The sequence below is a fragment of the Streptomyces sp. NPDC088732 genome (genome assembly GCF_044751205.1).
Lineage (GTDB): Bacteria > Actinomycetota > Actinomycetes > Streptomycetales > Streptomycetaceae > Actinacidiphila.
In genome coordinates this window covers 144,440-158,071 of sequence record NZ_JBIVLI010000009.1, presented here as the reverse complement: position 1 = coordinate 158,071, position 13,632 = coordinate 144,440, and the positions used below count along the sequence as shown (strand labels likewise).

The 13,632-nt window shown below is 74.1% G+C and carries 11 protein-coding genes; 7 read left to right on the top strand and 4 right to left on the bottom strand.

The genetic code is table 11. The features are described from left to right. The first annotated feature begins 48 nt into the window (after positions 1 to 48). The 5 genes from ACIP9H_RS17405 to ACIP9H_RS17385 all read left to right on the top strand — a co-directional run bounded on the left by ACIP9H_RS17405 (position 49) and on the right by ACIP9H_RS17385 (position 5,598). Positions 49 to 981, top strand: coding sequence for an aldo/keto reductase (locus ACIP9H_RS17405; protein ID WP_401591752.1), 933 nt, complete (start codon positions 49 to 51; stop codon positions 979 to 981). Between the two features lie 149 nt (positions 982 to 1,130). Next, positions 1,131 to 1,589: a MarR family winged helix-turn-helix transcriptional regulator gene (locus ACIP9H_RS17400; protein ID WP_401591754.1), complete on the top strand. Its 459-nt coding sequence runs from the start codon at positions 1,131 to 1,133 to the stop codon at positions 1,587 to 1,589. An 11-nt stretch (positions 1,590 to 1,600) separates the two neighbouring features. Next, complete coding sequence (locus ACIP9H_RS17395) at positions 1,601 to 4,051, top strand: MFS transporter (protein WP_401959666.1); 2,451 nt, start codon at positions 1,601 to 1,603, stop codon at positions 4,049 to 4,051. 218 nt (positions 4,052 to 4,269) lie between these two features. Then, complete coding sequence (locus ACIP9H_RS17390) at positions 4,270 to 5,118, top strand: YceI family protein (RefSeq protein ID WP_401591758.1); 849 nt, start codon at positions 4,270 to 4,272, stop codon at positions 5,116 to 5,118. 9 nt (positions 5,119 to 5,127) lie between these two features. After that, the gene (locus ACIP9H_RS17385; protein WP_360904222.1) at positions 5,128 to 5,598 is read left to right on the top strand and encodes a PPOX class F420-dependent oxidoreductase; all 471 of its coding nucleotides are present in this window, start codon (positions 5,128 to 5,130) and stop codon (positions 5,596 to 5,598) included. Between the two features lie 63 nt (positions 5,599 to 5,661). Here ACIP9H_RS17385 and ACIP9H_RS17380 read toward each other — a convergent pair whose 3' ends face one another. Genes ACIP9H_RS17380 through ACIP9H_RS17365 form a run of 4 tightly spaced genes read right to left on the bottom strand, consistent with a single transcriptional unit; the run spans position 5,662 to position 11,583 of the window. After that, a complete protein-coding gene (locus tag ACIP9H_RS17380; RefSeq protein ID WP_401959664.1) occupies positions 5,662 to 7,839 on the bottom strand; it encodes an ArnT family glycosyltransferase in 2,178 nt (725 codons plus the stop codon). After that, complete coding sequence (locus ACIP9H_RS17375; protein WP_401959662.1) at positions 7,836 to 9,263, bottom strand: glycosyltransferase; 1,428 nt, start codon at positions 9,261 to 9,263, stop codon at positions 7,836 to 7,838. Before ACIP9H_RS17375 ends, ACIP9H_RS17380 begins: the two co-directional genes overlap by 4 nt. 26 nt (positions 9,264 to 9,289) lie before the next feature. Continuing rightward, positions 9,290 to 10,843 (bottom strand): ATP-binding protein, encoded by a 1,554-nt coding sequence (locus ACIP9H_RS17370; protein WP_401959661.1) that lies wholly within the window; start codon positions 10,841 to 10,843, stop codon positions 9,290 to 9,292. Then, on the bottom strand, positions 10,840 to 11,583 hold the full coding sequence (locus ACIP9H_RS17365) for a response regulator transcription factor (RefSeq protein WP_401591767.1): 744 nt from the start codon (positions 11,581 to 11,583) through the stop codon (positions 10,840 to 10,842). Before ACIP9H_RS17365 ends, ACIP9H_RS17370 begins: the two co-directional genes overlap by 4 nt. A gap of 211 nt (positions 11,584 to 11,794) precedes the next feature. Between ACIP9H_RS17365 and ACIP9H_RS17360 the strand changes: the two genes are divergently transcribed. Together ACIP9H_RS17360 and ACIP9H_RS17355 are read left to right on the top strand one after the other, a co-directional pair. After that, entirely contained in the window at positions 11,795 to 12,679 is an 885-nt protein-coding gene (locus tag ACIP9H_RS17360; RefSeq protein ID WP_401591769.1) for an LLM class F420-dependent oxidoreductase, read from the top strand. Between the two features lie 110 nt (positions 12,680 to 12,789). Beyond that, entirely contained in the window at positions 12,790 to 13,632 is an 843-nt protein-coding gene (locus ACIP9H_RS17355) for an MEDS domain-containing protein (RefSeq protein WP_401591771.1), read from the top strand.

Genomic DNA, 13,632 nt, shown 5'->3' with positions numbered 1-13,632 from the left:
GGGAACGGGTGCGGGAATACCGCCCGTCGAAACGGTGTCGCACGTTCCATGGCACTTATCGGCAGTTCTGATCTCGATGTCTTCCCCCTCTCCCTCGGCGGCAACGTCTTCGGCTGGACGGCCGACGAGGAGACCTCCTTCGCCGTCCTGGACGCGTACACCGCGGCCGGCGGCAACTTCGTCGACACCGCGGACGCCTACTCGGCCTGGGTCCCCGGGCACAGCGGCGGCGAGTCCGAGCGCCTGATCGGCGCATGGCTGGCCGGGCGCGGGCGGCGCGACGACGTGATCGTCGCCACCAAGGTCGGCTCGCACCCGGACTTCAAGGGGCTGAAGGCCGAGACGATCAAGGCCGCGGCGGAGGAGTCGCTGCGCCGGCTCGGCACGGACCACATCGACCTCTACTACACGCACTTCGACGACGTCGAGACGCCGGTCGAGGAGATCGTCGGCGCGATGGACGCGCTGGTCCGCGAGGGCAAGGTGCGGTACATCGCCGCGTCCAACATCAGCCCGGAGCGGCTGACGGCCTCGCTGGAGTTCTCCGACCGGGAGGGCCTGGCGAAGTACGTGGCGCTCCAGCAGCACTACAACCTGGTGGAGCGGGAGTACGAGGGGGCGCTGCGCGAGGTGGTGCGGGCGCACGGGCTGGCCTCGGTCCCGTACTTCGGTCTGGCCCGCGGCTTCCTCACCGGCAAGTACCGGCCCGGCGTCGCGGTGGACAGCCCCCGCGCGGGTGCGGCGGGTGCCTACCTGGAGTCCGCGCGCGGCCCGCGCGTGCTGGCCGCGCTGGACGAGGTGGCCGCCGCGCACGGCGCCGAGCCGGCGAGCGTGGCGCTGGCCTGGGTGCGGTCCCGGCCGACGGTGGTGGCGCCGATCGCCAGCGCCCGGACGCCCGAGCAGCTGCCCGCGCTGCTGGCCTCGGCGGAGCTGGAGCTGACCGCCGAGGAGCTGGAGCTGCTCACCGAGGCATCCGCCTGACCTGCGCTTTACCGCCCGGCCCGCCTTCTTGACCGGAGGCGGGCCGTTCCTTTTGGACTTTTTTTACCCGAAAGAATTTGCCTGCAGCAACCAAACAATCTTACGGTTGCTCAAGGCAACCAATAGTCCGAAGGGAAGGCGACGGTCCCATGGCATCGCAGGAGCTGTACGGGGAGCTGGCACACCAGCTGCGCGCCATCCCCGCCGTGGCCCGCGAGCTCAGCCGCTCGTGCCCGCAGGACTGCCCGCCCGCCTCGCTCGGCGTGCTCGCGGCGGTGGGCCGCCACGACGAGCTGCGCATGAGCCGCCTGGCGGAACTGCTCGACATCGACATGTCGGTCACCAGCCGCCATGTCGCGCACCTCGCGGAACGCGGCTGGATCGACCGACTGCCCGATCCGCACGACAGACGGTCGCGCCTGCTGCGGCTGACCCCCGGCGGCAGGGACGTGCTCCACGCCGCACTCGACGGGGTCGCCGCCTCGCTCGCCCACCACCTGCGGGACTGGCCCGACGAGGACGTGATGGTCCTCTGCGGGCTGCTGGAACGGCTGCGCACGGCCTTCACGGCCGACTGCCGCCCCCGTACGCAAACGATCACGACGTGAAGAGGATGACGATGGCAACAACCGCATCACCGGCCGGTGTGCGGGGGGCCGAGGCCCACGCGGGACACGCGGCCCCCATGTCGCACCGGCAGATCATGGAGGCCCTGACCGGGCTGATCCTCGGCTTGTTCGTGGCGATCCTGTCGTCCACGATCGTCTCCAACGCCCTGCCGAGGATCATCTCCGATCTGCACGGTGGTCAGAGCGCCTACACCTGGGTCATCACCGCCGCGCTGCTCACCACCACCGCCACCACCCCGCTGTGGGGCAAGCTGTCCGACCTGTTCAGCAAGAAGCTGCTGGTCCAGCTGGCACTGGTGATCTACGTGGTCGGCTCGCTCGTCGCGGGCGTCTCGCAGAACACGAGCGAGCTGATCGCCTGCCGCGTCGTGCAGGGCGTCGGCGTCGGCGGCCTGATCGCGCTGACCCAGGTCATCATGGCCTCGATGATCTCGCCGCGGGAGCGCGGCCGGTACAGCGGCTACCTCGGCGCGGCCTTCGCGGTCGGCACCGTCGGCGGCCCGCTGCTCGGCGGCGTCATCGTCGACACCGACTGGCTCGGCTGGCGCTGGTGCTTCTACGTCGGCGTGCCCTTCGCGGTCCTCGCGCTGATCGTGCTGCAGAAGACCCTGAACCTGCCGGTCGTCAAGCGCCAGGCCAAGGTCGACTGGGCGGGCGCCACGTTCGTCACCGCCGCCGTCAGCCTGCTGCTCGTCTGGGTCACCTTCGCCGGCGACAAGTACGCGTGGATCTCCTGGCAGACCTGGACCATGACCGGCGGCGCGGTGCTGCTGGCCCTGGTCTTCGTGCTGGTCGAGTCCCGCGCGCGCGAGCCGATCATGCCGCTGCGGCTGTTCCGCAACAAGACCATCAGCCTGACCTCGGTCGCCTCGCTCTTCGTGGGCGTGGGGGTGTACAGCGGCACCGTCTTCCTGAGCCAGTACTTCCAGCTGGCGCGGGGCAAGTCGCCGACCATGTCCGGTGTCCTGACCATCCCGTTGATCGCGGGCCTGTTCGTCTCCTCCACCGTCTCCGGCCAGATCATCACCCGGACCGGCCGCTGGAAGGCGATCCTGGTCTCCGGCGGCGTGCTGCTCACCGCGGGCCTGGGCCTGCTCGGCTCGCTGCGGTACGACAGCGTCTACTGGCACCTGGCGATCTTCATGGCGCTGCTGGGCCTCGGCCTGGGCATGATGATGCAGAACCTGGTCCTCGCCGTGCAGAACCAGGTGGGCGCCGCCGACCTCGGCGCGGCGAGCTCCATGGTCACCTTCTTCCGCACCCTCGGCGGCGCGGTCGGCGTCTCCGCGCTGGGCGCCGTGCTCGCCAACCGGGTCACCCGCTACACCACGGACGGCCTGTCCGCGCTGGGCGTCGACTCCACCGGCTCCTCCGGTGGCGGCATCCCGGACCTCGCGTCGCTCCCGGCGCCGATCCGCCACGTCGTGGAGACCGCGTACGGCCACGGCGCGGGCGATGTGTTCCTGGTGGCGGCCCCCGTGGCGTTCCTCGCGCTGCTGGTGGTGCTCTTCATCAAGGAGGTGCCGCTGCGGACCTCGAGCGGTCTGCAGCAGGCCGCCGGCGTGCCCGCGCACCAGGAGCCTGCGCCCACGGCCGCCCCGCTGCCCGTGTCCACACCCGCACCCGTCCCCGCGCCCGCGCACGAACCCGCACCAGCGCCCGTACCCGTCCAGGAGGGCCCCATGATCCACGGCCAGGTCCGCAACTCCGAGGGCACCGGCGTCGAACACGCCACGCTCACTCTGATCTCGCTCACCGGCAAGCAGCTCGGCCGGGCCGCCACCGGCCCCGACGGCGGCTACGTGCTCACCACGCCCGGCGCCGGCTCGTACGTGCTGATCGCGGCGGCCGACGGCCACCAGCCGCAGGCCTCCACGGTCGTGGCCGGTAAGGACCCGGTCCCCTACGACGTGGTCCTGTCCGGCACCAGCGGCCTCACCGGCTCCGTCACCTCCGAGGCCGACGGCCTCCCGGTGCACGGCGCCGTGGTCGTCGTCACCGACATCCGGGGCGAGGTGCTGGCCAGCGGCGGCACCGGTCAGGACGGCGGCTTCGGCTTCGGCACCCTCCCGGCCGGCGACTTCACCCTCGCGGTCAACGCCACCGGTTTCCGGCCGGTCGCCCTGCCCGTCGAGGTCGGCGGCACCGGCCCGACCCACGTCGACGTCGCGCTGCGGCTCGGCGGCAGCATCCAGGGCACCGTCCTCGGCGGCGCGACCAGGACGCCGCTGCCCGAGGCGCGCGTCACCCTCGTGGACGGCGCCGGCAACGTCGTGGCCACCTCCACGACCGGCGGCGACGGCGCGTACGCCTTCGGCGACCTCGACGCGGGCGAGTACTCGCTCATAGCCAGCGGCTACCCGCCGGTCGCGACCACGATCCGGGTCGGGGACGAGAGCGCCAAGGACGTCGACGTGGAGCTCAGCCACCCCGAGGGGTGAGCGGGACCCGCTCCAGAACGGCCGGCTCGTGTGCCTGCGGAGACGCACGAACCGGTTGCCCCGGGGGACACCTGGTCCAGGTCCGGACGGCGCCGGCAGGGGACGGCCGCGCACCGTCCGGGACGGACCGCGCCAGGTGGCCCCCGCAGGGGCCCGGGGAATGCCCCGGGCCCCGGTCCCCGGGGGGACACACACGCAACGGAAGGCGAGCGATGAGCATGACCACGACCGGAAAGACGGGCCTGCGGGGGCGGGTGCGGACCAAGGACGGCTGGGCAGTGCCGCACGCCGTGCTGACGGTCACCGACATGACGGGTCAGCAGGTCGCCCGCGAGACCGCGGACGCCGACGGCGCGGTGCGCACCGCGGCGCTGGCCCAGGGCGCGTACACCGTCATCGTGACGGCCGTCGGCTACCGCCCCGCGGCGGCGACGGCCCTGGTCACCGCCTCGGGATCGGCCGACGTCGGCACCGTGACGCTCGCCCGCTCCGGCGGCGTCGAACTGCCCCCGCCGGGCGTGTGGACCGTCGACCCCGCCCACTCCGAGATCCGCGCCGTCGCCCAGCACCTCGGGCTGTCCAGCGTGCACGGCCGGTTCAAGGGCTTCGCGGCGAGCATCGAGATCGCCGAGCAGCCGCTGCTGTCCACCGTGCAGGCCGTGATCGACGCCGCGTCCATCGACACCGGCAACGGCACCCGCGACGCACACCTGCGCTCCCCCGACTTCCTGGACGTCGCGGCGCATCCCAGCGTGACCTACCGCAGCACCTCCCTGGAGCAGGCCGCCGAGGACCGCTGGACCGTGCACGGCGAGCTGTCGATGCGCGGCGTCACCCGCCCGGTCGACCTCGACCTGGCGTACCTCGGCACCGGCCCGGACCAGTGGGGCGGGATGCGCGCCGCCTTCCGCGCCACGGCCCAACTGCGGCGGGAGGACTTCGCCATGCACTACAACCAGGTCGTCCAGGCCGGCATCGTCGCCGTCGGCACCACCGTGAAGGTCGAGCTCGACATCCAGGCCGTGCAGGGCACCGCCCTCCCTGCCCCGCAGCCACCGGCGGCATAGGCTGCTGTCATGGCCTACATCGCGACCAACACCTCCGTGCAGCTCGATCAGTTGCTGGAGTTCGTCCGCCCGCGCCACCACGCCCTGCTGCTGACCACCCGCGCGGACGGCCGCCCCCAGGGCTCCCCCGTGACCTGCGGCGTCGACGACTCCGGGCGGCTGGTGATCTCCACGTACCCCGAGCGGGCCAAGACCCGCAACGCGCGCCGCGACCCGCGGGCGAGCGTGATCGTGCTCTCCGACGAGTGGGACGGGCCCTGGGTCCAGATCGACGGCACCGCCGAGGTCATCGACCCGCCGGAGTCGGTCGAGCCGCTCGTGGAGTACTACCGCAACATCGCCGGCGAGCACCCGGACTGGGACGAGTACCGTGCCGCGATGCTCAAGCAGGGCAAGTCGCTGGTCCGGGTGACCCCCGAGCGGTGGGGGCCCATCGCGACGGGCGGCTTCCCGGCCCGGCTGGCGCCCTCCGAGGACTGAACCGCGGGCAGGGGAAGGGCGGCGGCCGGCTGGCCGCCGCCCTTCCCGCGTCTACGACCTGGGTCAGCTCGGGTCGGTCAGGTCGTAGACGGTCACTCCGCCCAGGGTCGTGGAGCCGAAGTTCTCCTCCACCCATGAGCTGATCTGTGCGGCGGTACCGCTGTCGCCGCCGCCCCGGCCGCCGCCGCCCATGCCGCCCGAGGCGATGAACCAGTGGATCCTCCCCTGTGCCACATAGGCCTTGAAGCCGGCGAGCGTGGGCGAGGGGTCACTGCCGTTGAAGCCGCCGATGGCCATCACGGCTTTCCCGGTCGCCAGTTGGTAGCTCGCCGCGTTCTGCGAGCCGATCGCGGCGGCCATCCAGGTGTACCGGTCGGCGTCGGCGAGCAGCGCCTCCCTGGCGGCGTCGCTCACGGCCGCCCCGTTCAGCAGGCCGCCGAGGCCGCCCGTACCGCCGCGTCCGCCGGCGGCGCCGGGGAAGCCCTGCGGGCCCTGGCCCTGCTGACCGCGTTGCCCCTGGCCGCCGCCGCCCTGTCCACCACCGGGGAAGCCGCCGGTGCCGCCTCCGGGAAGGCCCTGCTGCCCCTGCCCGCCTCCCGGGAAGCCCCCGGCGCCGCGGCGCATGCCGCCCGGCCCGCCCATGCCGCCGCGGACCGCAGGTCCGGCCGTCACGATGGAGCCGGTGTGCGCGGTACCGGCCGTCTGGAGCGTGTACGCCAGCGGCCCGCCGAGCGCCGCCGCGAGGCCCAGCCCGGCCGCCGCCAGGGCGAGGTGCCGGCCCAGCCGTGCCGTGAGCAGCAACCCGAGGGCCGCCGCGATCCCGGCGGCGAGCACCGCGTACCGCAGCCACGGGAACCAGTCCGCCGAGCGCCCCAGCAGGACCCACGACCACACGGCCGTCACGGCGGCCGTGCCCGCGAGCAGCGCCGACGCGGCCGGGTGCCGGCGCCGCTCCCACAGCAGCACGGCGCCCGTTCCGACCGTCGCCGCGATGTAGGGCGCCAGGGCGATGTTGTAGTACTGGTGGAAGATCCCGGACATGAAACTGAAGGTCAGGAAGGTGAAGACCAGCGCCCCGCCCCACACCAGGAGGGCCGCGCGCGTGGTGTCGGTGCGCGGCGCCCGCCGGGTCAGCCACAGGCCCGCCACGAGCAGGACGAGGGCGGCGGGCAGCAGCCACGCGATCTGACCGCCCATGTCGGTGCCGAACAGCCGGCTCCAGCCGGTCGCGCCCCACTGGCCGCCGCCCGCGCCCCCGCCACCGCCGCCGACGGAGCCGGTCTCGTCGCCGGTGATCCGGCCGAGGCCGTTGTAGCCGAAGGTCAGCGACAGGAAGCTGTTGTCCTGCGAACCGCCGATGTACGGGCGCGAGGACGCCGGCCACAGCTCAACGACCGCGACCCACCAGCCCCCGGAGAGCACGGCGGCCAGCCCCGCGAGGCCGAGCTGCCCGAACCGCCGCCGGACGCGCGTGGGCGCGCACACCGCGTACACGACCGCCAGCGGCGGCAGGATCAGCCACGCCTGCAGCGTCTTGGTCAGGAAGGCGAGCCCGAAGGCGACGCCCGCGAGCAGCAGCCACTTCGTCCGGGCGTCCTCCAGGGCGCGCAGCACGCAGTGCACCGCGACCACCATCAGCAGGCACAGCAGGGCGTCCGGGTTGTTGAAGCGGAACATCAGCGCGGCAACCGGCGTGAGGGCGAACGCGAGCCCGGCGATCAGTCCTGCGGCAGCGCCGGAACGCCGCCGTACGGTGGCGTGCAGCACGCCCACCGCGGCCACGCCCATCAGCGCCTCGGGCACCAGGATCGCCCAGGAGTTCAGCCCGAAGAGCCGCACCGACAGCGCCATCGGCCACAGCGCGGCCGGGGGCTTGTCGACGGTGATGGAGTTGCCGGCGTCCGAGGAGCCGAAGAAGAACGCCTTCCAGCTCTCGGCGCCCGCCTGGACGGCGGCCGAGTAGAAGGAGTTCGCCCATCCCGAGGCGCCCAGGTCCCACAGGTACACCACGGCCGTGAGGGCGAGCAGCGCGACGAGGGCCGGCCGGGCCCAGCGGGGGTCGGCGGGCCGCAGGCCGGGAGCGGGCGGGGGCGCGCCCTGCGGGACCGGGCTGCGCCCCGTGGTCCCCGGCGGCGGCGCGTCGGCCGGGACCGGGGAGCGGTGGACGGCCGCGGGAGTGTGCCCCGGAAGCGGAGGGACGGCGGGCGGGGTCCCCTCCGGCGCGTGGTGCGACGTGGTCATCGGTGGCTCCCGGGGTCGTGTGCCTCGTGGTCCGCGGTCGTCACGGGCGCCGCGGCATCGTGCGGGACGAAGGGCGTCGGGAGGGCGTGCCGGGCGCCCGGCCGGACCGGCACGGGTGGCACGGGCGGCACGGGCGGCACGGGCGGCACGGCACCGGGGCCCGCGCGGTCCGGGAAGACCCAGGCGCGGAGCAGCAGGAAGCGCAGGACGGTCGCGGCCAGGTTGGCCGCGACGAGGACGGCGATCTCGGTGCCGCGCGAGGGGCTGCCGTTCGCGCTGTGGAGGGCGGCCAGTGAGCCGCTGGTGTGCGCCAGGCCGATGCCGAACACGACCAGGCCCTGCGCCTGGTGGCGCACCGCGCGGTCCCGGCCGCGCACACCGAAGGTCAGCCGCCGGTTGGCGGCGGTGTTGCCGAGCGCCGACACCAGCAGGGCCAGCGCGTTGGCGGGCTGGGCCCCGGCCGGGCCGCGCAGGAGCGCGAAGAGCAGCAGGTACACGACGGTGCTCAGGCCGCCCACGACGCAGAATCCGGCCAGTTGGCGTGCGAGCCCGGCGGGCACGCCGGCGATGTCGCGGTCGCGCGGGTCGTCGCCGAAGGGCCGGCGCAACCGGTCGAGCGGCAGCATCCCCGTGGCGAGGCCGCGTCCGATCCGCCACAGGCCCCGCAGGTCGTCGGCCGCGGTGCGGACGAGGTCCACGGTGGAGTGGGGGTCGTCCACCCAGTCGACCGGCACTTCGTGGATGCGCAGCCCGGCCCGTTCGGCCAGCACCAGCATCTCGGTGTCGAAGAACCAGCCGGCGTCCTCCACCAGCGGCAGCAGCCGGTCGGCGACGTCCTTGCGGATCGCCTTGAAGCCGCACTGCGCGTCGGAGAAGCGGGCGGCCAGCGAGGTCCGCAGCAGGATGTTGTAGGAGCGGGAGACGAACTCCCGTTTGGCGCCGCGGACGACACGCGAACTGCGGGTCAGCCGCGAGCCGATCGCCAGGTCGGAGTGGCCGGAGATGAGCGGGGCGACCAGCGGCAGCAGCGCGTTGAGGTCGGTGGACAGGTCGGCGTCCATGTACGCCAGCACGGGTGCGTCGGAGGCGGACCACACCCCGCGCAGGGCGCGCCCGCGGCCTTTGCGCTCCAGGTGGACGGCGGTGACGGCCGGTATCCCGGCCGCCAGTGCCTCGGCGATCACCGCGGTGCGGTCGGTGCTGGCGTTGTCGGCGACGGTGATCCGGAAGGGGTAGGGGAAGGTCCGCTCCAGGTGGGCGTGGAGTCTGCGAACGCAGCCTTCGAGGTCTTTCTCCTCGTTGAAGACGGGGATCACGACGTCCAGCACCGGTTCGGTCTGGGGGACGGCCAGGTGTTCGCGGGCGGGGAGGCTCCCCGGGCTCCGCTCCTCCTGGCCGGCCGGCGGGAGCTGTTGGGTTCGCATACCGACGACCCTCCCGGGGCCCGCTGTCATGACGGTGTGGCCGCCCTGAGCGGTGCCTGTGAGTGCGCGGCGGGCAGGTGGACGCGGAAGACGGTGGCCCCGGGCCGGCTGTCGATGGAGACCCGTCCGCCGTGCGCGGCCACCACCGCCTGCACGATGGCCAGTCCGAGGCCCGTGCTGCCGGCCGCCCGGGAACGCGAGGCGTCGCCGCGCGCGAAGCGCTCGAAGACGTGCGGCAGCAGGACGGGCGGGATGCCGGGGCCGTCGTCGGCGACCTCGACCCGGACCTCCGGGCCGTGCGGCACGACGCGGGCCACCACGGTGGTGCCGGGCGGGGTGTGCGTACGGGCGTTGGCCAGCAGATTGGTGAGCACCTGGTGCAGCCGCTGCGGGTCGCCCCGTACGACCGCCGGGTCGTCGGGCAGTTCCAGCCGCCAGCGGTGCTCGCGGCCGGCCGCGCGGGCGTCGCTGACCGCGTCGACGACCAGCGGCGACATGTCGGTGCCGGCCAGGCTGAGCGGCCGGCCCGCGTCGAGCCGGGCGAGCAGCAGCAGGTCCTCGACGAGGGTGGTCATCCGGGCCGCCTCGGACTCGATGCGGCCCAGCGCGTGGCGGGTGTCGGGTCCGATGGCCTCGCGCCCGCGCCGCGTCAGCTCGGCGTAGCCGCGGATCGACGCCAGCGGGGTGCGCAGTTCGTGGCTGGCGTCGGCGACGAACTGCCGCACCCGCGTCTCGCTCTCCTGCCGGGCGTGCAGGGCGCTGCCGACGTGGTCGAGCATGCGGTTGAGGGCGGCCCCGACCTGGCCGACCTCGGTGCGGGGGTCGGTGTCGGCGTCGGGCATCCGTTCGTGGAGCGCCACCTCGCCCTGGTGCAGGGTCAGTTCGGAGACCCGGGTCGCGGTGGCGGCGACCCGGCGCAGCGGCCGCAGATTGAGCCTGACCATGACGAAGCCGGCCATCCCCGCGGCGGCCAGGCCCGCCGCGGTGACGCAGACCTCGACCACGGCCAGGGTGCCGATGGTGTCGCGGACACTCGCGGTGGGCAGCCCGACGATCCGGGCCTGCCCGAAGGCGTCGGTCACCGACCGCACCGTGAAGGCGCCGAGGCCCGGGACGTCCAGGGTGTGCGGGGCGCCGTCCGGCGGGACGTCCGCGAAGACGGCGGCCTGCCGGGCGGTGAGCGGTGCGACGTCGAGCCGGGTGCCCGCGGTGCTGCTGGGCTGCGAGCTGACGCCGGCGGCGACGACCGCGCCGGAGCGGTCCACCTGCGCCCCGACGGTGCCGGGCGGGATGCCGGGGCCGGTGATGAAACGCAGGGGGGAGTCGTCGCCGGTGACCCGGTGGTCCTCGGGCAGCGGGCCCGGCTGGTCGCCGGGATCCATGCGGGCGCGCTTGGCGACCGCGGCGACCTGGCCGTCCAGTTGGGCGTAGAGGAAGGACTGCAGAGCGAGCGCCGTGACGGTGCCGATGACCGCGCAGACGACCGCGATGAGCGCGACCGAGGAGACCACCAGCCGGGTCCGCAGCGACCAGCGGCGCCGGGTCCGGGCTCGGCGCGCTCCGGGCGCGCCGCGGCTCACGCCGGCTCGCCCGGCTTGATCAGGTATCCGGCGCCGCGCCGGGTGTGGATCATCGGCGCACGGCCCGCGTCGATCTTCTTGCGCAGGTAGGAGATGTACAGCTCGACCACGTTGGCCTGGCCGCCGAAGTCGTACGACCAGACGCGGTCGAGGATCTGCGCCTTGCTGAGCACCCGGCGCGGATTGCGCATCAGGTAGCGCAGCAGCTCGAACTCGGTGGCGGTGAGGTGGATGCCGATGCCGTCGCGGCTGACCTCGTGGCTGTCCTCGTTCAGCACGAGGTCGCCGACGACCAGCAGCGACTCCTGGCGGGCGGCGGCCGCGCCGGCCCGGCGCAGCAGGCCGCGCAGCCGGGCGACGACCTCCTCCAGGCTGAAGGGCTTGGTGACGTAGTCGTCGCCGCCCGCGGTGAGCCCGGCGATGCGGTCCTCGACGGCGTCCCTGGCGGTGAGGAACAGCACGGGTACGTCGGGCAGGTCGCGGCGCATCCGGGCCAGGACCTCCAGGCCGTCCATGTCGGGCAGCATCATGTCCAGGACCACGGCGTCCGGCTGCCGTTCGCGGGCGGCGCGCAGGGCGTCGGCGCCCGTGCCCTCGGTGTGGACGTCCCAGCCCTCGTAACGCAGGGCCATGGAGAGCAGGTCGGCCAGGGCGGTCTCGTCGTCCACGACGAGGACCCGTACGGGGGAGCCGTCCGGACGCGCGAGGTCGGCGGCGGCGGAGGAAGGAGACGCGGTCATGGGGGAATCCTGTGAGCCGCCGCTGAGAACACCCTTGGCGGTATCTGTGAATTGTCTGAGAAGAACGCCGTCGTGACGGGTGACGGCCCGCCAGGGGCGGGGGCGGACACGCCGCCGCGCGGGGAATGCCCCGATCGCCGGACCGCGTTTGGTACGACGTTTGGTACGACGGACATCGGACTTCAGCCGACCTGATGGTGGGAGACGGCCCATGGGTTTCAGTGACAGCGGCGCGACGGCACGGGCGATCGGCCGGTACGGACTGTGGAACAGCGGCCTGCGCGACCCCGACCCCTCACGCGCCGGGGAACTGGCCGAGACCGCGGCCGAGTTGGAGGACCTGGGCTACGGCGCCCTCTGGCTCGGCGGCAGCGCCGGCGTGGAGCACGCGACCCCGCTGATCGAGGCGACCTCGTCCATCACCGTCGCGACCGGCATCCTCAGCATCTGGCAGTACGAGGCCGCGGACGTCGCCGCCCGCTGGTCCGCCCTGGAGGCCTCGCACCCGGGCCGCTTCCTGCTCGGCCTCGGCGTCAGCCACGCGAAGCTCGCCGCGCAGTACGAGCGCCCCTACGCGGCCATGACCGGCTGGCTCGACGCGCTGGACGCCGCCGGGGTCCCGGCCGGCCGCCGTGTACTGGCCGCGCTCGGCCCGAGGATGATGGAGCTCTCCCACGACCGCGCCGCGGGCGCCCACCCGTACCTGGTCACCCCCGAGCACACCGCGCAGGCCCGCGAGATCCTCGGCCGGGGCCCGCTGCTCGCCCCGGAGTTCACGGTCGTCCTGGACACCGATCCCTCGCGGGCCCGGGCGACCGCCCGCGCGATGCTCTCCCTCTATCTCACGCTGCCGAACTACACCAACAGCTGGCTGCGCCTGGGCTTCACCGAGGACGACCTGGCCAACGGCGGCAGCGACCGCCTGGTGGACGCGCTCATCGGCTGGGGCGACGAGCAGCGGGTGCGCGAGCGCATCGACGCCTTCCTCGACGCGGGCGCCGACCACGTCGCCGTCCAGGTGCTGACCGCCGACGGGGACCGCAGCGGTCTGCCGCGCGAGGAGTGGCGGCGGCTCGCGGTGGCGCTCGGGCTCTGAGTCCGTCAGCGAAACGGCAGTCGGGGACAGCCGTTCATCAGGAACGGAAGGCTCCGCTCAAAGCCGTTCAGCACCCGGCCGGGCAGCGGGGCCGGGCGTATGTTCGGCCCATGGACAGCGGCACCGTGCCCCGAACCGTCCCGGTCGACCGCATGGCGTCGGGCGACCACGCCTGCCTCGGCTTCGCGGACGAGGACGCCCGCTGGGAGGTCCGCGCCGCCTTCACCGCCATCGGCCTGGCCCGGGGGGAACGCGTGCTGCTCTTCAGCGGGCGCGGCACACCCCCGGCCGAGGCCGTCGGCCGGCTCACCGCGCTCGGCGTCCGCGCCGCCGAGGCGGTGCGCCGCGGGGCACTCGTCATCACCCCGCTCGTCCCCGGCTACGACTCCGCCGCCGCCTGGTCCGCCCTCACCGACGCCGCCCACCGCCTCGGCTACCGCGGGCTGCGCGCCGCGGGCGACATGTCCTGGGCCCTGCGGCCGGGCCTCGACCGGGACCGGCTCGTCGGCCACGAGGCCGCCATGACCCAGGTCCTGGCGGTCCTCGGGCTCACCGCCGTCTGCGAGTACGACCAGCGGCGCTTCCACACCTCGCTGCTGGCGCGGGTGCGCGCCGCGCATCCGGTGTGGCTGCGGGCGCCGTCCGGCGCCCTCCATGTCGAGCGGCACGGCGGCACGCTCGTCCTCAGCGGCGACGCCGACCTCGCCACGCGCACCGACTTCGAGGTCGGCCTGCGCCATGCCTTCGGCTCACCGGCCGGCCCGCCGCACGTCGTCGACCTGACCGGGCTCGGCTTCATCGACGCCCACTGCGCCGCCGTCCTCATCCGCCACGCGGCGTCCCTCGGCCCCGCCGGTCGCGTCACCGTCCGCTGCCCGCGGCTGCACGCCCGGACGCTGCGCCTGTGCGGCGCGGCCGAGGTCCCCCGACTCGTCCTCGACGAGACGGCCTGA

What these genes read in the sequence shown, in the direction of transcription:
- ACIP9H_RS17380 (WP_401959664.1), bottom strand. Translation starts at nt 7,839, where the DNA reads ATGACCACGTCGCACCACGCGCCGGAGGGGACCCCGCCCGCCGTCCCT.
- ACIP9H_RS17395 (WP_401959666.1), top strand. Translation starts at nt 1,601, where the DNA reads ATGGCAACAACCGCATCACCGGCCGGTGTGCGGGGGGCCGAGGCCCAC.
- ACIP9H_RS17360 (WP_401591769.1), top strand. Translation starts at nt 11,795, where the DNA reads ATGGGTTTCAGTGACAGCGGCGCGACGGCACGGGCGATCGGCCGGTAC.
- ACIP9H_RS17365 (WP_401591767.1), bottom strand. Translation starts at nt 11,583, where the DNA reads ATGACCGCGTCTCCTTCCTCCGCCGCCGCCGACCTCGCGCGTCCGGAC.
- ACIP9H_RS17405 (WP_401591752.1), top strand. Translation starts at nt 49, where the DNA reads ATGGCACTTATCGGCAGTTCTGATCTCGATGTCTTCCCCCTCTCCCTC.
- ACIP9H_RS17400 (WP_401591754.1), top strand. Translation starts at nt 1,131, where the DNA reads ATGGCATCGCAGGAGCTGTACGGGGAGCTGGCACACCAGCTGCGCGCC.
- ACIP9H_RS17385 (WP_360904222.1), top strand. Translation starts at nt 5,128, where the DNA reads ATGGCCTACATCGCGACCAACACCTCCGTGCAGCTCGATCAGTTGCTG.
- ACIP9H_RS17355 (WP_401591771.1), top strand. Translation starts at nt 12,790, where the DNA reads ATGGACAGCGGCACCGTGCCCCGAACCGTCCCGGTCGACCGCATGGCG.
- ACIP9H_RS17390 (WP_401591758.1), top strand. Translation starts at nt 4,270, where the DNA reads ATGACCACGACCGGAAAGACGGGCCTGCGGGGGCGGGTGCGGACCAAG.
- ACIP9H_RS17375 (WP_401959662.1), bottom strand. Translation starts at nt 9,263, where the DNA reads ATGCGAACCCAACAGCTCCCGCCGGCCGGCCAGGAGGAGCGGAGCCCG.